Annotated in this window: 19 protein-coding genes; 11 read left to right on the forward strand and 8 right to left on the reverse strand. The window is 72.5% G+C overall.

Annotated features, from left to right (window positions below):
* Positions 1-168: 168 nt before the first annotated feature.
* The 7 genes from ME121_RS05065 (at position 169) to ME121_RS05095 (ending at position 7,062) form a co-directional block, all read left to right on the forward strand.
* Complete coding sequence (locus ME121_RS05065) at positions 169-795, forward strand: 2-hydroxychromene-2-carboxylate isomerase (RefSeq protein ID WP_029359885.1); 627 nt, start codon at positions 169-171, stop codon at positions 793-795.
* 127 nt (positions 796-922) lie between these two features.
* Positions 923-1,621, forward strand: coding sequence for a DsbA family protein (locus ME121_RS05070; protein ID WP_012317614.1), 699 nt, complete (start codon positions 923-925; stop codon positions 1,619-1,621).
* 216 nt (positions 1,622-1,837) lie between these two features.
* Positions 1,838-2,410, forward strand: coding sequence for a F0F1 ATP synthase subunit delta (locus ME121_RS05075; RefSeq protein ID WP_012317613.1), 573 nt, complete (start codon positions 1,838-1,840; stop codon positions 2,408-2,410).
* A gap of 54 nt (positions 2,411-2,464) precedes the next feature.
* Positions 2,465-3,997: a F0F1 ATP synthase subunit alpha gene (gene atpA, locus ME121_RS05080; RefSeq protein ID WP_012317612.1), complete on the forward strand. Its 1,533-nt coding sequence runs from the start codon at positions 2,465-2,467 to the stop codon at positions 3,995-3,997.
* 134 nt (positions 3,998-4,131) lie between these two features.
* Entirely contained in the window at positions 4,132-5,022 is an 891-nt protein-coding gene (locus ME121_RS05085; protein WP_012317611.1) for a F0F1 ATP synthase subunit gamma, read from the forward strand.
* Between the two features lie 42 nt (positions 5,023-5,064).
* Positions 5,065-6,519 (forward strand): F0F1 ATP synthase subunit beta, encoded by a 1,455-nt coding sequence (atpD, locus tag ME121_RS05090; RefSeq protein ID WP_012317610.1) that lies wholly within the window; start codon positions 5,065-5,067, stop codon positions 6,517-6,519.
* A 141-nt stretch (positions 6,520-6,660) separates the two neighbouring features.
* Positions 6,661-7,062 (forward strand): F0F1 ATP synthase subunit epsilon, encoded by a 402-nt coding sequence (locus tag ME121_RS05095; protein WP_020093503.1) that lies wholly within the window; start codon positions 6,661-6,663, stop codon positions 7,060-7,062.
* A gap of 6 nt (positions 7,063-7,068) precedes the next feature.
* On the opposite strand, the gene ME121_RS05100 is transcribed toward ME121_RS05095, so the two are convergent.
* The 7 genes from ME121_RS05100 to hrpB all read right to left on the reverse strand — a co-directional run bounded on the left by ME121_RS05100 (position 7,069) and on the right by hrpB (position 14,143).
* Entirely contained in the window at positions 7,069-8,307 is a 1,239-nt protein-coding gene (locus ME121_RS05100) for a CCA tRNA nucleotidyltransferase (protein WP_059408439.1), read from the reverse strand.
* Positions 8,304-8,561, reverse strand: a complete 258-nt coding sequence (locus tag ME121_RS05105) for a DUF6111 family protein (RefSeq protein WP_012317607.1) — start codon at positions 8,559-8,561, stop codon at positions 8,304-8,306. Before ME121_RS05105 ends, ME121_RS05100 begins: the two co-directional genes overlap by 4 nt.
* Positions 8,562-8,570: 9 nt before the next feature.
* Entirely contained in the window at positions 8,571-9,242 is a 672-nt protein-coding gene (locus ME121_RS05110) for a CoA pyrophosphatase (RefSeq protein WP_059408440.1), read from the reverse strand.
* The gene (locus ME121_RS05115) at positions 9,239-9,823 is read right to left on the reverse strand and encodes a DUF1285 domain-containing protein (RefSeq protein ID WP_012317605.1); all 585 of its coding nucleotides are present in this window, start codon (positions 9,821-9,823) and stop codon (positions 9,239-9,241) included. The genes ME121_RS05110 and ME121_RS05115 overlap by 4 nt, the downstream gene beginning before the upstream one ends.
* A gap of 90 nt (positions 9,824-9,913) precedes the next feature.
* Positions 9,914-11,137 carry an SMP-30/gluconolactonase/LRE family protein gene (locus tag ME121_RS05120; RefSeq protein ID WP_058607320.1) on the reverse strand — a complete coding sequence of 408 codons (1,224 nt, stop codon included), beginning with the start codon at positions 11,135-11,137 and terminating at the stop codon, positions 9,914-9,916.
* Between the two features lie 73 nt (positions 11,138-11,210).
* Positions 11,211-11,636 carry a PaaI family thioesterase gene (locus ME121_RS05125; protein WP_012317603.1) on the reverse strand — a complete coding sequence of 142 codons (426 nt, stop codon included), beginning with the start codon at positions 11,634-11,636 and terminating at the stop codon, positions 11,211-11,213.
* A 41-nt stretch (positions 11,637-11,677) separates the two neighbouring features.
* Positions 11,678-14,143 (reverse strand): ATP-dependent helicase HrpB, encoded by a 2,466-nt coding sequence (gene hrpB / locus ME121_RS05130; RefSeq protein ID WP_059408441.1) that lies wholly within the window; start codon positions 14,141-14,143, stop codon positions 11,678-11,680.
* Between the two features lie 185 nt (positions 14,144-14,328).
* Between hrpB and ME121_RS05135 the strand changes: the two genes are divergently transcribed.
* From ME121_RS05135 to ME121_RS05150, 4 genes are all read left to right on the forward strand, one after another.
* Positions 14,329-14,964: a carboxymuconolactone decarboxylase family protein gene (locus ME121_RS05135; RefSeq protein ID WP_059408442.1), complete on the forward strand. Its 636-nt coding sequence runs from the start codon at positions 14,329-14,331 to the stop codon at positions 14,962-14,964.
* A 150-nt stretch (positions 14,965-15,114) separates the two neighbouring features.
* Positions 15,115-15,348 carry a hypothetical protein gene (locus ME121_RS05140; RefSeq protein ID WP_012317600.1) on the forward strand — a complete coding sequence of 78 codons (234 nt, stop codon included), beginning with the start codon at positions 15,115-15,117 and terminating at the stop codon, positions 15,346-15,348.
* 107 nt (positions 15,349-15,455) lie between these two features.
* Positions 15,456-15,827: a hypothetical protein gene (locus ME121_RS05145; protein ID WP_029361406.1), complete on the forward strand. Its 372-nt coding sequence runs from the start codon at positions 15,456-15,458 to the stop codon at positions 15,825-15,827.
* Positions 15,828-15,938: 111 nt separating this feature from the next.
* On the forward strand, positions 15,939-16,637 hold the full coding sequence (locus ME121_RS05150) for a YoaK family protein (protein ID WP_012317598.1): 699 nt from the start codon (positions 15,939-15,941) through the stop codon (positions 16,635-16,637).
* Here ME121_RS05150 and ME121_RS05155 read toward each other — a convergent pair.
* On the reverse strand, positions 16,627-16,875 hold the full coding sequence (locus ME121_RS05155) for a hypothetical protein (protein WP_012317597.1): 249 nt from the start codon (positions 16,873-16,875) through the stop codon (positions 16,627-16,629). The genes ME121_RS05150 and ME121_RS05155 overlap by 11 nt on opposite strands.
* Positions 16,876-16,914 lie beyond the last annotated feature (39 nt).

Consider the following 16,914-nt stretch of genomic DNA (forward strand, 5'->3'; position numbering starts at 1 on the left):
CTTATCGCGGGTGTCACCGGCCTGCAACCGGCGCGCCATCTCGCGCGTAGGCCAAATGCCGGAGGATCGGCCGCGTTTCGCCTCACGGCGGCCTTGCGGCTGTGTCAGAAACGGCGCGGGCGTTGCCAGTCGTCATCGCCGCGAGAGTGCATCGGAGAAGCGAAGTCTATGGCGCGCCAGCCAATTCTGGAGTTCTGGTACGAATTCGCCTCCACCTACTCCTACCTCGCGGCCATGCGCGTCGAGGCCGCCGCCGCCGAGGCGGACGTGGCGATCCGGTGGCGCCCCTTCCTGGTCGGGCCGCTCTTCGCCGCGCAGGGCTGGACCACCTCGCCGTTCAACCTCTACGCGGCCAAGGGCAAGAACATGTGGCGCGACGTCGAGCGCGAGGCCGCCCGCCTCGGCCTGCCGCCGGTGACGCGCCCCGCCCAGTTTCCACAGAACAGCCTCAGCGCGGTGCGGGTCGCGATCCTCGGCCAGGACCAGGCGTGGCTGGTGCCGTTCTCGAAGGCGGTCTTCACCGCGAGCTTCGCCGAGGGCCGCTCGATCGCGGAGCCGGCGGCCGTGGCGGAGATTCTCGATTCGCTCGGGCTCGACGGCACGCAGACCGTGCGGGCCGCCGCCGCCGAGACCAACAAGACCAAGCTCCGGGTCAGCGTCGAGGAGGCGCGCTCCCGCGGGATCTACGGGGCGCCGACCTTCCTGGCCGACGACGGCGAGCTGTTCTGGGGCAACGACCGGCTGGAGCAGGCCCTGGCCTGGGCGACCGGCGACCGGCCGAAGGGGCTGCGCTAGGCCGCGCCGGCCACGCGGTAGGGCGACGTTCACGCCGCTCGGCCATCAAACCGACTCGACCCCCTGGTTCTGGTCCGGCTCCGCTTCGGCGCGGCCGGAGCGGGACAGCCACGCCCCGGCCGAGTCCATGCCTGTTTCGAAGCCTGTCTCGCGACGCCTCCTCCTCGCCGCGGCCGCCGCCCTCGGGGCCGGCCTGACCGGCGCCTCCGCGCAATCCTACGGCCAGCGCGTCGCGGTCACCGGTGACGACGGGCGCGCGGTGGCGAACTCGATCCTGCCGGGCGAGATCACCGGGCAGATCCCGGGCCTGCGCGGCGTGACCTATGTCGGGCCGCGGGATGCCGGCACCACGCTCTACGAGTTCTTCGACTTCAACTGCCCGTACTGCCGGAAGGCGGCCGCCGACGTGGTCGCCCTGCACGACAGCGACCCGGAATTGCGGATCGGTCTTGTCCACAACCCGATCCTGTCGCCGCAATCGGCGCAGGCCGCCAAGGTGATGCTGGCGGTGCAGCGCAAGCTCGGCTCCGAGGCGGCGTGGCGCTTCTACCAGACGCTGCTGGGCAAGCCCGGCCGCATCGACGGGCCGGGCGCGCTCACGGCCGCGGCCGCGCTCGGGATCCCGCAGGCAGAAGTGGAGGCGATCGCCGACAGCGAGGAGGTGCGCGCGGCGCTCAAGAGCCAGATGCGGATGGCCGCGGATCTCGGCCTCTACGCGACGCCGTCCTACGTCCTCGGCAACAGCGGCATCCTCGGCCATCCGGGCGCCGGCGCCATGGCCAAGATGATCGCGAGCGTGCGGCGCTGCGACCGGCTCGCCTGCTGACGCGTTCCCCGCGTCACACTTCCGCCGTCCTGACGCGCAGCGACGCGCGCCTGCCGTGTTGCGCGCGGCCATGCTGGCATGCTAGGCGGTCGCCGCGCCACGAGGACAGTTCTCGACCTGTCCGCTGTCGGCGCGATCCCACGTCCCGAACGGTCTCGCACCGCGCTCCAGCCGGAGCGCGCGGAGCGGGCGGGCAACCAGAGAAGAGAGCGACGGGTGGCGCAGAACGGTTCCGAGGCTGGTCCCCTGGTCGCAGGCGTGGCGGGCCGGTACGCTTCCGCCCTGTTCGAACTCGCGCGCGACGAGCGCCAGGTCGACGCGGTCGCCGAGTCCCTCAATCAGTTCGACGGGCTGCTGAAGGAGAGCGCGGATCTCCGCCGCCTCGTCCGCAGCCCGGTCTTCAGCGCCGAGGAGCAGGAGGCCGCGATCGGCGCCGTGCTCGACAAGGCCGGCATCGGCGGCCTGGCCGGAAACTTCATCCGCCTCGCGGCCTCGAACCGCCGGCTCTTCGCGCTCCCCGACATGATCGACGCGTTCCGGGCCCTGGTCCAGGACTCGAAGGGCATCGTCCGGGCCCAGGTGCGCGTGGCCGAGAGGCCGTCCGACGCGGTGATCGAGGAGATCAAGGCGTCGCTGCGCGACATCGCCAAGGCCGACGTCGACGTCGACCTCGTGGTCGACCCGAGCCTGATCGGCGGCCTCGTCGTGAAGATGGGCTCGCGCATGGTCGACGCCTCTCTCAAGACCAAGCTCAACGGTATCCGCCTCGCGATGCGGGCCGCGCGGTAAGCGCCCCCATCCGAACCGAACACGCATAGACGCATCAGCGACAGAGGCCCGAGTATGGACATCCGCGCCGCCGAGATCTCCGCGATCCTGAAAGACCAGATCAAGAACTTCGGCGAAGAGGCCGAGGTCTCCGAGGTCGGGCAGGTCCTGTCCGTCGGCGACGGCATCGCCCGCGCCTACGGCCTCGACAACGTCCAGGCCGGCGAGATGGTCGAGTTCGAGTCGGGCGTGCGCGGCATGGCCCTGAACCTCGAGCAGGACAACGTCGGCATCGTGATCTTCGGCTCCGACCGCGAGATCAAGGAAGGTCAGACCGTCAAGCGCACCGGCGCCATCGTGGACGTGCCGGTCGGCAAGGGTCTCCTCGGCCGCGTCGTCGACGCCCTCGGCAACCCGATCGACGGCAAGGGCCCGATCCAGTCCACCGAGCGTCGCCGCGTCGACGTGAAGGCCCCGGGCATCATCCCGCGCAAGTCGGTGCACGAGCCGATGGCCACGGGCCTCAAGGCGATCGACGCCCTGATCCCGGTGGGCCGGGGCCAGCGCGAGCTGATCATCGGCGATCGCCAGACCGGCAAGACCGCCATCGCCCTCGACACGATCCTCAACCAGAAGCCGGGCCACACCGCCGGCGGTGACGAGAAGGCCAAGCTCTACTGCATCTACGTCGCCATCGGCCAGAAGCGCTCGACGGTGGCCCAGTTCGTGAAGGTGCTGGAGGACCAGGGCGCCCTGGAATACTCCATCGTCATCGCCGCCACCGCGTCGGACGCCGCGCCGATGCAGTTCATCGCGCCCTTCGCCGGCTGCGCCATGGGCGAGTACTTCCGCGACAACGGCATGCACGCCGTGATCGTGTACGACGACCTGTCCAAGCAGGCCGTGGCCTACCGCCAGATGTCGCTCCTGCTGCGCCGCCCGCCGGGCCGCGAGGCCTATCCGGGCGACGTGTTCTACCTCCACAGCCGCCTGCTGGAGCGCGCCGCCAAGATGGGCGACGCCGCCGGCGCCGGCTCGCTGACGGCCCTGCCGGTCATCGAGACCCAGGCCAACGACGTCTCGGCCTACATTCCGACGAACGTGATCTCGATCACCGACGGCCAGATCTTCCTCGAGACCGACCTGTTCTACCAGGGCGTGCGCCCGGCGGTGAACGTCGGCCTCTCGGTGTCGCGGGTGGGCTCCTCGGCCCAGACCAAGGCGATGAAGAAGGTCGCCGGCAAGATCAAGGGCGAGCTCGCGCAGTACCGCGAGATGGCGGCCTTCGCGCAGTTCGGCTCGGATCTCGACGCCTCGACTCAGGCGCTGCTGAACCGCGGCTCCCGCCTCACCGAGCTCCTCAAGCAGCCGCAGTTCTCGCCGCTGAAGATGGAGGAGCAGGTCGCGGTGATCTACGCCGGCGTGAACGGCTACCTGGACAAGCTCCCGGTGACCAAGGTCCGCGCCTTCGAGGACTCGCTGCTGAGCACCCTGCGCTCCAAGCACAAGGACCTGCTCGACTCGATCGCCGCCTCCAAGGACTTGTCGGACGAGAACGCCGGCAAGCTCAAGAGCGTCGTCGAGAGCGTCGCCAAGTCGATCGGCTGATGTGAGGCCCCTCCCCGCGGGGAGGGATCTCGGGTGGTGCGGGGGGATCGCGGTCCCCGCTGCACCGCCCGCACTTCCGGCTCCTTCCCGCCGAGGGAAGGAGAGGCCCATAGAACGGACCTGGACCTCACCCGATGGCGAGTTTGAAGGACCTGCGCAACCGCATCACCTCGGTGAAGGCGACGCAGAAGATCACCAAGGCCATGCAGATGGTCGCCGCCGCCAAGCTGCGCCGGGCGCAGATGGCCGCCGAGGCCGGCCGTCCCTACGCCGAGAAGATGTCCGCGGTGCTCGGCAACCTCGCCGGCAACCTCGTCGGCGGCGTCGGCGCCCCGAAGCTTCTCTCCGGCACCGGCTCGGAGCAGACGCACCTGCTGGTGGTCTGCACCGGTGACCGCGGCCTCGCCGGCGCGTTCAACTCGTCGATCGTCCGCCTCGCGGTGCGCGAATACGCTCAGAAGCTCGCCGCCGAGGGCAAGACCGTCAAGATCATGACGGTGGGCAAGAAGGGCCTCGACGCGCTGCGCCGCCAGTACCGCGACCAGATCGTCGAGAGCATGGATATCCGCGGCAACCGGCCGGTGGATTACGAGTTCGCCGCCAGCATCGCCGACAAGATCCTGACGCGCTTCGAGGCCGGCGAGTTCGACGTCGCGACCCTGTTCTACTCCGAGTTCCGCTCGGTGATCTCGCAGATCCCGACCGCCCAGCGCCTGATCCCGGCGGAGCTGCCCGCTGCCGACACGACCGCGAAGGCGGCTGCCGGCAACGCCGCCCTGGAATTCGAGCCGTCCGAGGAGGCGATCCTGGAGACCCTGCTGCCGAAGAACCTGACGGTGCAGATCTACCGGGCGCTCCTGGAGAACGCCGCCTCCGAGCAGGGCGCCCGCATGAGCGCCATGGACTCGGCCACCCGCAACGCGGGCGAGATGATCAAGAAGCAGACGCTGGTCTACAACCGGACCCGTCAGGCCATGATCACCAAGGAACTCATCGAGATCATCTCGGGCGCGGAAGCCCTCTGAGGCACCGCGACCCGACCGCACAGCTTGAAGGGTAGGTTTACCATGGCGAACACCGCACTCCCCGGCACCGGCTCCAACAAGGTCGGCAAGATCACCCAGGTCATCGGCCCCGTGGTCGACGTGCAGTTCGAGGGCCACCTGCCCGAGATCCTGAACGCCCTGGAGACCAAGAACAACGGCGCCCGCCTCGTCCTCGAGGTCGCCCAGCAGCTCGGCGAGAACACCGTCCGCTGCATCGCCATGGACACGTCGGAGGGCCTGACCCGCGGCCAGGAGTGCACCGACACCGGCGAGCCGATCAAGGTTCCCGTCGGCATGAACACCCTCGGCCGCATCATGAACGTCATCGGCGAGCCGATCGACGAGGCCGGCCCGGTCCAGGCCACCACCTACCGCGCCATCCACCAGCCGGCCCCCTCCTACGCCGAGCAGTCGACCGAGGCGCAGATCCTCGTCACCGGCATCAAGGTGGTGGACCTGCTCGCCCCCTACGCGAAGGGCGGCAAGATCGGCCTGTTCGGCGGCGCCGGCGTCGGCAAGACCGTGCTGATCATGGAGCTGATCAACAACATCGCGAAGGTGCACTCGGGCTACTCGGTCTTCGCCGGCGTGGGTGAGCGCACCCGCGAGGGCAACGACCTCTACCACGAGATGATCGAGTCCAAGGTGAACGTCGACCCGAAGGAGCACGGCTCCGCCGAGGGCTCGAAGTGCGCCCTGGTCTACGGCCAGATGAACGAGTCGCCCGGCGCCCGCTCCCGCGTCGCCCTGACCGGCCTGACCATCGCCGAGCAGTTCCGCGACGACGGTCAGGACGTGCTGTTCTTCGTCGACAACATCTTCCGCTTCACGCAGGCGGGCTCCGAGGTGTCGGCGCTCCTCGGCCGCATCCCCTCGGCGGTGGGCTACCAGCCGACCCTCGCCACCGACATGGGCGCCCTCCAGGAGCGCATCACCACCACGACCAAGGGCTCGATCACCTCGGTGCAGGCCATCTACGTGCCGGCCGACGATCTGACCGACCCGGCGCCCGCCGCCTCGTTCGCCCACCTCGACGCCACGACCGTGCTGTCGCGCTCGATCGCCGAGAAGGGCATCTACCCGGCGGTGGATCCGCTGGACTCGACCTCGCGCATGCTGTCGCCGGCGATCCTCGGCGAGGAGCACTACGACGTCGCCCGCCGCGTCCAGCAGACCCTGCAGCGCTACAAGGCGCTCCAGGACATCATCGCGATCCTGGGCATGGACGAGCTGTCCGAGGAGGATAAGCTGACCGTCGCCCGCGCCCGCAAGATCGAGCGCTTCTTCTCGCAGCCCTTCTCGGTGGCCGAGGTGTTCACCGGCTCGCCGGGCAAGCAGGTCGCCCTCGAGGACACCATCAAGGGCTTCAAAGGCCTGGTGAACGGCGACTACGACGACCTCCCGGAGGCCGCCTTCTACATGGTCGGCACCATCGAGGAGGCCCAGGAGAAGGCCAAGAAGCTCAAGGCCGCGTAAGACGACATCCCCCCTTCCCCGCGCGGGAAGGGGGCAGAGGCTGCGCGGGCGACCCTCACCGGTGCCGTCCGCGCAGCCTTTTCCGAGACGCTCCGCCCGCGCGGCGGGGCGCGCGCCGCCGATCCGGGAACACGTCAGGCCATGGCCACCTTCCACTTCGATTTCGTCGGCCCCGAGCGGACGCTGTATTCCGGCGAGGTGACCGCCGTTCAGCTGCCCGGCACCGAGGGCGAGATGACCGTGATGCCGGGCCACGCGCCCGTGCTAACCTCCCTGCGCGTCGGCGTCATCGTGATCACCGAGAGCCAGGGCAGCGGCAAGCGGATCTACGTCCGCGGCGGCTTCGCCGATATCGGGCCGACGGCCGTGACCGTGCTGGCCGAGCGCGCCGCCCCGATCGAGGAGCTGACCCACGAATCCCTCGACCGGGACATCGAGGCGATCGAGATGCAGCGCGACGCCACCGAGGATCTGCAGAAGCGCGAGGAGCTGAACGGCCAGATCGTCCAGCTCCAGGAGACCAAGGCGCTCCTCAAGCTCTGATCCCGGTCAGCGGGCGCTCTCCAGCGCCCGCGCCAGCAGGTCGGCCCGCGCGGCGGCGTCCGTCGGGCAGCCCCGCTCCAGCCAGACTTTCCGCGCCGCGGCCAGCCCACGCCCGATGCCGGGGCCTGGCGCCACCCCGGCCGCCACCAGATCCGCACCCGCCAGGGGGAAGGCCGGCGACGCCCCCTCCCCCTCCAGGGCCCGCAGGGCCGCCCGCGCCGCCTCCGTCACCGCGGGCCGCGGCTCTCCGGCCAGGATCGCCAGCGTATCGGCCAGGCACGACAGCCCGTGCCGCGCCGCCAGGGCCCGCGCCGCGACCGCGTCCAGCACCGCGCATCCGTGGAGATCGGCCAGCACCTCGGCGTAGCCGAGGAGGTGTCCGTGCTCGCTCTTCGAGAGACGCAGCCGCTCGCGCAGCCGGTCGGCGTCGTGCCGGGCGCCGACGGCGAGAGCCGCGAGGCGCTTCACCGGGGGCAGGCCCGCCCCGGCGGCGCGCGCGAGCCGCCCGAGTTCCCCGACGCCGCCGGTGATCCGCGCCAGCAGGCCGGTCGCGCTCAGCGTCGTCACCAGGGCCGGGCCGCCGGGGGCCGCCAGCAGCTTCAGGAACTCCGCGCGCACGCGCTCGCGCGAGAGCCGGTCGAGGCTGTCCCGCGCGGCCACGCAGGCAGCCAGGGCCGCGGCGTCGGGCGCGCCGGCACCGAACCGGGCATGGAAGCGGAAGAAGCGCAGGATCCGCAGGGCGTCCTCGCGGATCCGTGTCGCCGGGTCACCGATGAAGCGCACCCGCCCGGCCGCGAGGTCGGGGCGGCCGCCCACCGGGTCGTGCAGGCTCCCGTCGGCGCCGAGGGAGAGCGCGTTGACGGTGAAGTCCCGGCGCTCGGCGTCGCGCAGGAAGTCGGTGCCGAAGCGGACGACCGCGTGCCGCCCGTCGGTCTCGACGTCCTCGCGCAGAGTCGTGACCTCGATCGGCCCCTCCTCGGTCACCAGGGTGACCGTGCCGTGCTCGATGCCGGTCGGCACCGCCTTGAGGCCGTGCGCCCGCTGCGCCGCCCGCATCACCGCCTCGGGCCGGTGCGTGGTCGCCATGTCGATGTCGGCGGTCTGCGCGCCGAGGAGCGCGTCGCGGACGCAGCCGCCGACCAGCCGGGTCTCCGCGCCCGGCGCGTCCAGGGCGGCGAGGACGCGGCGCACCCCCGGGCGTTCGAGCAGCGCGCTCAGGCCCGCCGGATCGAGGGCGCGGCTCACCGGAAGCCGCCGGGCACGAGGCGGCCGTTCTCCATGTGGGTCGGCACGTAGCCCCCCTGGCGGCGTTCGGAGAACAGCCCCTCGTAGACGAGGGTGCCGATCACCACCGCCAGCCCGGCCAGGACGAGGCGGAACAGGTGGGCGTCCCAGTGGACCCGCCGCAGGGGATTGCGGCCGGACAGCAGCAGGTAGACCAGGAACAGCGCGAAGGGGACGAGGAAGAGGCCGAACTCTTCGAGGACGCGGCGGAGCATGGGGCCAGCCTAACGCGCCGGGCGCCCGGCGTCGCCCGGCCCGGCCTCCGGGTAGAGCCGTTCGCGCAGATTATTCAGGATTCCGGCGGTGACGCCCCAGATCAGCCGCTCGCCGAAGGTCAGGGCGTAGAACCAGCGCTCGCGGCCCTGCCACGCGCGGGAGCGCAGGCGGTAGCGTTCCGGGTCCAAGAGGAACGGGAGCGGCACCTCGAAGACGTCGGCCACCTCGTTCGGGTTCGGCGTCAGGACCGCGCCGGGATCGACCAAGCCGATGACCGGGGTCACGAGGAAGCCGGTGCCCGAGAGGTACGGGTCGAGATAGCCGAGCAGCCGCACCGCCTCGGGCGGCAGCCCGATCTCCTCGAAGGCCTCGCGCAGGGCCGCGTCCGCGGGCCCGGGATCGGAGGGATCGATCTTGCCCCCCGGCAGCGCCACCTGCCCGGAATGGTCGCGCAGGTTGGCGGCCCGCATCGTCAGGATCAGGGTCGGACCGTCCGCGCGCGGCACGACCGGCACGAGGACGGCGGCCCGGCGGTGCGGCGGCGGCGGGATCACGGCCGTCCCGTCCGGATCGAGGCTGTGGTCGCCCCGCGGATTGGAGGTCGGATCGTCCGGCCCGGGCGGATCCGGCGACAGGCCGGCGGCGGCGCGGGCGAGGAAATCGGCGAGCGGGTCGCTCACGCGGCGGCGACCGGCGCGATCGTGTGGAAGGCGCCGCCGGCCCACAGGCCGAGCCAGGGCTTCCCGTCGACGACGCGCTCCTCGGCGAGATCCACGAGGTCGTAGGTGAGCGCCCGGGTCACGAGCGCCCAGAGCCCGCGGCGGACATGGAGGTAGGGCTTCAGCGCCCCGTCCGGTGCCGCCTCGAAGCGAAGGGCGTGCTCGGCATCGACGCTGACCAGATCGTCGACGTTGGTCCGGAAGGAGACGCGCCGCTCCGCCCCGCTCCCGTCCACCGCCATCTCGACGGCCACGAAGGCCGCGTCGTCCACGGTGATGCCGACGCTCTCCACCGGCGTGACCAGGACGGTGCGGCCGTCCGGCTCGCGCCGCAGGATGCTGGCGAACAGCCTGACCAGCTTGTCCCGGCGGATCGGCGAGCCGTTGTGGAACCACGTCCCGTCCGCCGCGATGCGGATGTCGATGGCGCCGCAATAGGGCGGGTCCCACCGCTCCACCGGCGGCAATCCGCGCTTCGGCAACTCCCCCAGGGCCGCGCTGAGGCGGCTCAAGGTCGGGTCGGGGGCGGGATCCTCGCTCATGCCCGTGACAGATAGCGTCCCGATGCCCGCTCAGCCATGGCCGATCGGAGGATCGGCGCCGCTCCCTTGCCGGATCGCAGGGGCGGGATCCTAGGCCGGACCGGCACCCTGGGTGTTCACCGTCACGGCGTAGAGCGACTGGCTCGCTGCCATGAACAGGCGGTTGCGCTTGGGACCGCCGAAGGTGAGATTCCCGCACACTTCCGGCAGGCGGATCCGCCCGATGAGCTTGCCCCGCGGTGTCCAGACGGTGACGCCGTTGTAGCCCACGGCACGACCGGCGTTGCTCGACACCCAGAGATTGCCGTCGACGTCGGCCCGCAGGCCGTCGGGCCCGCATTTCACCCCGTCCACGACGCAGTCCGAGAACAGGCGCTTGTTCGACAGCGCCGCCCCGGTCCCGACGTCGAAGGCGTAGATCTCGCCCTTGCCGCCGGGTCCGGTATCGCCGGGCCCCTTCCCGGTGGAGCAGACGTAGAGCGTCCGGTGATCGGGCGAGAAGCACAGGCCGTTGGGGTCGGGCACCTCGTCGTCGGTGAGAACCCGGTCGACCCGCCCGGACGGGTCGATCCGGTAGACCGCGTTCGGCAGCACGCGGCGCCGCGGGCCGGTCCCGGCCGGCTGGCCGAGCCGCGGATCGAGATGGCCGTGCGGGTTGCTCGGACCGCCCGCCGCGTCGGGGAGGCCCTCGTAGAGGAGCGCGCCGTAGGGCGGATCGGAGAACCAGTACGCGCCGTCCGGGTGCTGGACCACGTCGTTGGGGGAGTTGAGCGGCTTCCCGTCGAACGAATCGGCCAGGACCGTCGCCGAGCCGTCGAGCTCGTAGCGGACGACGCGCCCGGTGGCATGCTCGCAGGTGAGCTGCCGCCCCTGGCGATCGAAGCTGTTGCCGTTGGAATTGTTGCTCGGCATGCGGAAGGTCGAGACGTGCCCGTCCTCCTCCAGCCAGCGCATCTGTCGGTTGTTCGGGATGTCGCTCCAGACGAGGTAGCGGCCGACGGCGTTCCAGGCCGGTCCCTCCGCCCAGAGGGCGCCGGTCCAGAGCCGGCGGATGGCGCTGTTCGGCACGATGTAGGGCTCGAAGGCCGGGTCGACCGTGACGATGTCCGGATCGGTGAAGTAGGTGGTCGGCGGCGCTCCCGGGCGGAAGTCGCGCGGCGGGCTCGTCACCGTGCTGGGCGGCGCGGGCTGCGCCGCCGCGTCGCCGGCCGTGACGGCGAGTGTTCCCAGGGCCGCGAGGACCGTGCGCCGGGAGGGCGGGACACGGCCGCGCTCGGCCGCGATCCCGGATGCATCGGTCCGCGACGGTCGCATACGATCCTCCCCCGCGCATCCTGCAACGGGCCGCGGCGCGCGCCGGCAGGCTAGGACACCTGTCCTGAGCTGGTCAACTGGGCCGGCGCCGCAGGATCTTCCAGACGCCGTCCGCCGAGGCGAGGAGACGGGTGCCGTCGCGGACGTCGCCGCGCATGAACACGAGGGAGCCGGTGCGCTTGACGACCTGCGGCCGGATCTCGATCCAGTCGCCGAGGCGGCCGACATCGATGAACTTCATCTCCAGCTGGATCGTCACGCAGTTGGCGCCTTCGGCGGCGCGCATCGCGGTCTCGCCGAGAGCCCGGTCGGCGAAGCTCATCAGCATGCCGCCGTGGACCACGCCGATCAGGTTGGCGTGCTTCTGATCGGCCCGGAACGCGTAGGCGCCGTCCGCGCCGCGGACGTGCAGCGGCCCGACATGGGCGATGAAGCCCTTGTCCTCCACCAGCGCCCAGCCCTCGGCGGCGGGATCGTAGGCATCCTTATCCGTAGTCATCGCGTCGGGTCCGTTCGTGTCGAGGTTTCGGTGGGCGGATGTCAGGTTCCCCGGGGCTTGGCCCGCCGGGTCGGCGCCTCGCTGAGCGGATCCTCCGGCCAGGGATGGCGCGGGTAGCGCCCGCGCATCTCGGACCGCACCGCCGCCCAGGAGCCGCGCCAGAAGCCCGGCAGGTCCCGGGTGATCTGGATCGGCCGCTGCGCCGGCGACAGCAGGTGCAAGACCAGCGGCCGGCCACCGGCCCGCGGGTGCCGGTCGAGGCCGAACAGCTCCTGCACCCGGACCGCCAGCGCCGGTTCCTCGGCCGTGTAATCCACGGGGATGCGCGAGCCGGTCGGCACCTCGACATGGGTCGGCGCCTCCGCGTCGAGCCGAGCGCGCAGGTCCCAGGGCAGCAGCGCCTGGAGAGCGTCCGCCAGATCGCCCGCCGTGACCGACGCCAGGCCGGCGCGACCCACGAGGGACGGCGCCAGCCACGTCTCCGCCGTCCGGGCCAGCGCCTGGTCCGACAGGTCGGGCCAGGCAGCGCCCTCGGCGGCGCGGAGGAAGTTCACCCGGGCTCGCCACTGCGCCAGGGCCGGCGTCCACGGAAGCCGGTCGATCCCGAGATCGGCGATGCCGCGCGCCAGAATCGCGGCGCTGTCCATGTCTGACGGCACCGGCAACGGCCGTGATCCGAGACTGACTGCGCCGAGTCGCCGGACCGCCCGCGCCCGCAGGGCGGCTGCCGGCGGATCGAAGGCGATCTCGGTGCGCGACTCGATCCGGCCGGCGAACAGCCGTTCGATCGCCTCGGCGCCGATCGCCGCCGCGGCGAGGATCCGGGCGTTCCCGGCCGATCCGGCGAGGTCGGCGATCACCAGATGGGTCTCGCGGGCGAGCGGGCTCGCCGGGTCGAGGCGCCCGGCCCGGCCGCTCGCCATCACGAACTCGCCCTCGCGGCCGCGCGCCCGGGCCACGCGGTCCGGATAGGCGAGCGCCAGGAGCGGCCCGGCGCCGGAGGGGCCGGCGTCCGGGCTCGCGGGACCTCCCGCCCCGGCGATCCGGGCCCAGCTCTCGGCGAGCCGGCGCATGTCGGCGGCGCGCCCGCCCCGGTCGCGGCGGAACCGCTCGACCCGCTCGTCGAGGTCGACCCCGTCGCCCCCGAGGCCCCGCTCCACCAGCACGGCGGCGAGGTCGGCGGCGGCCCGGGCCTGACCGGTGCCGGCCGCCACCGTCACCATCCGGGCGAGCCGCGGCGGCAGCGGCAGCGCCCGCAGCCGCGCGCCGACCGGCGTCAGGCGGCCGTCGGCGTCGAGCGCGCCCAGCTCGCTCAGCAGGGCGCGGGCCTCCGCCAGGGCGGGCGCCGGGGGCGGGTCGAGGAAGGCGAGCGCGCCGGGGTCGGTCACGCCCCAGGCGGCGCAGTCGAGGAGCAGCCCGGCGAGGTCGGCCGACAGGATCTCGGGCCGCGTGAACGGCTCCAGGGCGTTCGTGCCGGCCTCGGACCAGAGCCGCCAGCAGAGGCCGGGCTCGGTGCGTCCGGCACGGCCCCGGCGCTGGTCCACGGAAGCGCGAGAGGCGCGGGCCGTGACCAGACGGGTCAGGCCGAGGCCCGGCTCGTAGACCGGGACCCGCGCCAGCCCCGAATCGACCACGATCCGGACGCCCTCGATGGTCAGGGAGGTCTCGGCGATGCTGGTCGCGAGGACGACCTTCCGCGTGCCGGCGGATGCCGGCGCGACGGCGCGGTCCTGCTCGGCGGGCGTCAGCGCGCCGTAGAGCGGCGCGAGCTGCACGTCGGGCCCGACCGTCTCGGCCAGCAGGTCGGTGGTCCGGCGGATCTCCGCCTGTCCGGGCAGGAACACCAGGATCGAGCCCGGATCCGCCCGCAGGGCGCGCAAGGTGACCTCGGCAACCGAGTCCTCGACCCGACGGTTCGGGTCGCGCTCCACGTACCGGGTCTCCACCGGGAAGGCGCGGCCCTCGGAGGCGACCACCGGGGCGTCGCCCATCAGCCGCGCGACCCGGGCGCCGTCGAGGGTCGCCGACATGACGAGGATCCGCAGGTCCTCCCGCAGGCCGCCCTGCGCGTCGAGCGCCAGCGCGAGGCCGAGATCGGCGTCGAGGGAACGCTCGTGGAACTCGTCGAACAGGACGGCGCCGATTCCGGACAGCTCCGGATCGTCCAGGATCATCCGGGTGAAGACGCCCTCGGTGACGACCTCGATCCGCGTGCGGCCCGAGATCTTCGAGCCGAGGCGGACGCGCAGGCCGACCGTGCCGCCGACCGGCTCGCCCAGCGTCTGGGCCATCCGCGCGGCGGCGGCCCGGGCCGCGAGGCGGCGCGGCTCCAGCAGGATGATCTTGCGCCCGTCGAGCCAGGGCGCCGCCAGGAGGTCGAGGGGCACGCGGGTCGTCTTGCCGGCGCCCGGGGGCGCCACCAGGACGGCGGCGTTCCGCGCGGCGAGCGCGCGGCGCAGATCGGGGAGCGCCGCCTCGATCGGCAGCACGGGTGCGGGACCGGCCATCGCGGCCGCTGATGGCGCGGCGCGGCGTCGAGTGCAACCGGCGCGAACCCGGGTCGGCGCCGCGTCCGGCGTTCCCGTGACGCCGGGCACGATTCGACACGGGGTCCCCGTCCCGAGCCCTGGCAACCGCGCGGCGCCGCCGCGATCGTGCGGCGCGACTGCACAGATCCGACGGGAGCGAAACGATGACCCTCCGCCGCCGCGCGCCTACCCTCGCCGCCCTCTCCGTGGTCCTGCCTCTGGCGGTCACGGCGGCGCCGGCGCAGGACCGGCTGCCGACCATCCCGCGCCGGGACTACTCTCCCGAGCAGAGACAGGCGGCTGAGGCCTTCGCGCAGGCGCGCGGCAAGCCGCCCTTCGGGCCGTTCGAGCCGCTCATGTACTCGCCGGAGGTGATGACGCTCGCCCGGTCGATGGGCGACTATCTCCGCTTCAAGCCGAAGATCGGCACTACGCTCTCGGAGCTGGTGATCCTGATGACCGCCCGCCGCTGGACGCAGGACTACGAGTGGTACGTCCACGCGCCGATAGCCGAGAAGGCCGGCATCTCCGCCGACATCATCGCGGCGATCCGCGACGGCCGCCGGCCGGCCAAGATGAGCGACGACGAGACCCTCGTGTACGATTTCACCGCCGAGCTCCAGGACACGAGGCGCGTCTCCGACGCGACCTTCGCGCGCGCCGAGGCCCGGTTCGGCAAGCCCGGCGTCGTCGATCTGGCGGCGATCTCGGGCTACTACACGTTCCTGGCGATGGAGCTGAACGCGGCCCGCTACCCGATTCCCGCCGACGGCAAGCCGCTGCCGCGCATGCCCGAGTAAGCCGGCTTATCCACAGCTGCCCGGCACCGGAAACGGCGTTGTCCACAGGGTTTGGCCGGTCGAGCGCGGCCGGCCCGGCCGCCGTTGACGGAACGTTAACCCTTATGGCTTGTTCTCTTTTCGTTCCCGGACGCGACGAAGGAGAACCCGATGCTGACCCAGGTCCTGGCCCAGCGCGACGATCACGTATGCCCCGTCGAGGCGATCAGCTCCGCCTATCTCGGCTTCGCGGGCGGCGATGCCGGGATCGCCCTGCGCTGCGCGATCGCCGACGCCCTGTCCGACCTGATGGAGGCGGAGCGGCGCACGCGCGAGCGCAGCCGCCTGATCTCCCGCGGCTACGTCCGGACCGCCCCCGATCCGGAGGCCGGGCCGACAAGCTGAACCGTGGCTGCAGGCCGGCTTCAGCTTCGGTGCAGCGCGGGCGCGGCATTGTCCCTCGTGTGATCCGGGGCGCCGCAGGCGCTCCCCGCACCCACCGGAGACAGGTCATGACACGCATCGCTCTGCTCTCGGCCGCCGCGCTGATCGGCGCGGGCACCCTGGCCTCCACCGCCGCCGAGGCCCGCGGCGGCGGCGCCATCGCGGCCGGCATCATCGGCGGCCTCGCGGCCGGCGCCCTGATCGGCGCCGCGACCCAGGCCCACGCGGCGCCCAGCTACGGTTACGGCGACGCGGATTACGGCTACGCCCCGGCCCCCGTGGTCGTGCGGCCGGCCCCAGTCTACCGCGTCTACGAGGAGGAGGCGCCGGTCTACGCCACCCGCCGGACCGTGACCTACGAGCGGGTCCCGGTCGGCTACGGCCCGGCCCGCCACTGGCGCGGCGAATACGAGGGTGGCTACGGCTATCGCGGCTGGTGAGCCGGGGGTTGCGCCGGGCGCCGTGACGGGGCCCGGGCGCGTGGCTTAAGACGGTGGCGGCGCCGGCCGAATCCGGCGGTCCGCACCCACCGACGGGTCATCGACGGGTCCATGCTGGTCCACGAAGGCGAGACGCGCACCCCGGAGGCCGACAGGGCGCTCGCCCTCTCCCTCGCCGGGGTGGCCGGCGCGTTGAACACCGCCGGCTTCTACGCCGTGGGCCTCTACGCCTCGAACATGACCGGGAACGTCTCGGCCATCTCCGACCGGACCGGCACGGGTGACCTTCTGCTGGCCTTGCAGGCGGGCCTGCTCGTCATCCTGTTCGTCCTCGGCGCCGCCACCGCGACGCTGCTGATCCGCCGCCGCCGCCGCGGGCGCCGTCCGGGCGCCTACGCCTACGGAGTCTGCGCGGAGGCGATCCTCCTCGTCGCCGTCGGCCTGCTCGTGCTGCCGCTCCACGAGCCGGCACGGAGCCACGCCCTCGTGCTCGGCCTGAGCTTCGTCCTCGGTCTCCAGAACGCGGCCGTGACCAAGATCTCCGAGTCGCGGGTCCGGACCACGCACGTGACCGGCATGATCACCGATATCGGCATCGAGCTCGCGCGCTGGCTCGATCGCGGCGCGCCGGGCGCCGACCCGCTGAAGGCCCACGATCCGGTGCGGCTGCGGCTGTACCTCTCGACCGTGGGCGCCTTCCTGGCGGGCGGCGTGGTGGGGGTCGTGGCCTACCGCCTCGTCGGCGTGACGCTGCTCTTCGCGGCGGCCGCGATCCTGGCCGGTCTCGCCCTCCCCGCCCTCAGGCGGTGACGTCGAGGAGCTGACCCATCATGCGGTCGGCGGAGCGCGCCACCGCGGCGTTCAGCGCGAAGGCCGACCTCGACCCGATCAGGTCCAGCGCGGCCCCCGACAGGTCCACCTGCGCGGCCGGCGGCAGGCCCGCGTCGCCGACGGGCGCGCCGCTCGCCGCGATGGTCTCGGCGGCCTTCCCGAGCCGATCGGTGGCCCGGGTCATGCCGGTCGCGGCGGTCTGAAGGGCGTCGATCATGCCGGAATCTCCCGGGCCTGACCCTGGCAGGGAGGCGCG

Origin of the sequence: Methylobacterium sp. ME121, from assembly GCF_000974725.1 — a bacterium.
Classification (GTDB): Bacteria; Pseudomonadota; Alphaproteobacteria; order Rhizobiales; family Beijerinckiaceae; genus Methylobacterium; species Methylobacterium radiotolerans.

Excerpts from the sequence above, each read along its gene's own strand:
- ME121_RS05065 (WP_029359885.1), top strand. The coding sequence starts at position 169 with ATGGCGCGCCAGCCAATTCTGGAGTTCTGGTACGAATTCGCCTCCACC.
- ME121_RS05070 (WP_012317614.1), top strand. The coding sequence starts at position 923 with ATGCCTGTTTCGAAGCCTGTCTCGCGACGCCTCCTCCTCGCCGCGGCC.
- atpA (WP_012317612.1), top strand. The coding sequence starts at position 2,465 with ATGGACATCCGCGCCGCCGAGATCTCCGCGATCCTGAAAGACCAGATC.
- ME121_RS05085 (WP_012317611.1), top strand. The coding sequence starts at position 4,132 with ATGGCGAGTTTGAAGGACCTGCGCAACCGCATCACCTCGGTGAAGGCG.
- atpD (WP_012317610.1), top strand. The coding sequence starts at position 5,065 with ATGGCGAACACCGCACTCCCCGGCACCGGCTCCAACAAGGTCGGCAAG.
- ME121_RS05095 (WP_020093503.1), top strand. The coding sequence starts at position 6,661 with ATGGCCACCTTCCACTTCGATTTCGTCGGCCCCGAGCGGACGCTGTAT.
- ME121_RS05105 (WP_012317607.1), bottom strand. The coding sequence starts at position 8,561 with ATGCTCCGCCGCGTCCTCGAAGAGTTCGGCCTCTTCCTCGTCCCCTTC.
- ME121_RS05115 (WP_012317605.1), bottom strand. The coding sequence starts at position 9,823 with ATGAGCGAGGATCCCGCCCCCGACCCGACCTTGAGCCGCCTCAGCGCG.
- ME121_RS05120 (WP_058607320.1), bottom strand. The coding sequence starts at position 11,137 with ATGCGACCGTCGCGGACCGATGCATCCGGGATCGCGGCCGAGCGCGGC.
- ME121_RS05125 (WP_012317603.1), bottom strand. The coding sequence starts at position 11,636 with ATGACTACGGATAAGGATGCCTACGATCCCGCCGCCGAGGGCTGGGCG.
- hrpB (WP_059408441.1), bottom strand. The coding sequence starts at position 14,143 with ATGGCCGGTCCCGCACCCGTGCTGCCGATCGAGGCGGCGCTCCCCGAT.
- ME121_RS05135 (WP_059408442.1), top strand. The coding sequence starts at position 14,329 with ATGACCCTCCGCCGCCGCGCGCCTACCCTCGCCGCCCTCTCCGTGGTC.
- ME121_RS05140 (WP_012317600.1), top strand. The coding sequence starts at position 15,115 with ATGCTGACCCAGGTCCTGGCCCAGCGCGACGATCACGTATGCCCCGTC.
- ME121_RS05145 (WP_029361406.1), top strand. The coding sequence starts at position 15,456 with ATGACACGCATCGCTCTGCTCTCGGCCGCCGCGCTGATCGGCGCGGGC.
- ME121_RS05150 (WP_012317598.1), top strand. The coding sequence starts at position 15,939 with ATGCTGGTCCACGAAGGCGAGACGCGCACCCCGGAGGCCGACAGGGCG.
- ME121_RS05155 (WP_012317597.1), bottom strand. The coding sequence starts at position 16,875 with ATGATCGACGCCCTTCAGACCGCCGCGACCGGCATGACCCGGGCCACC.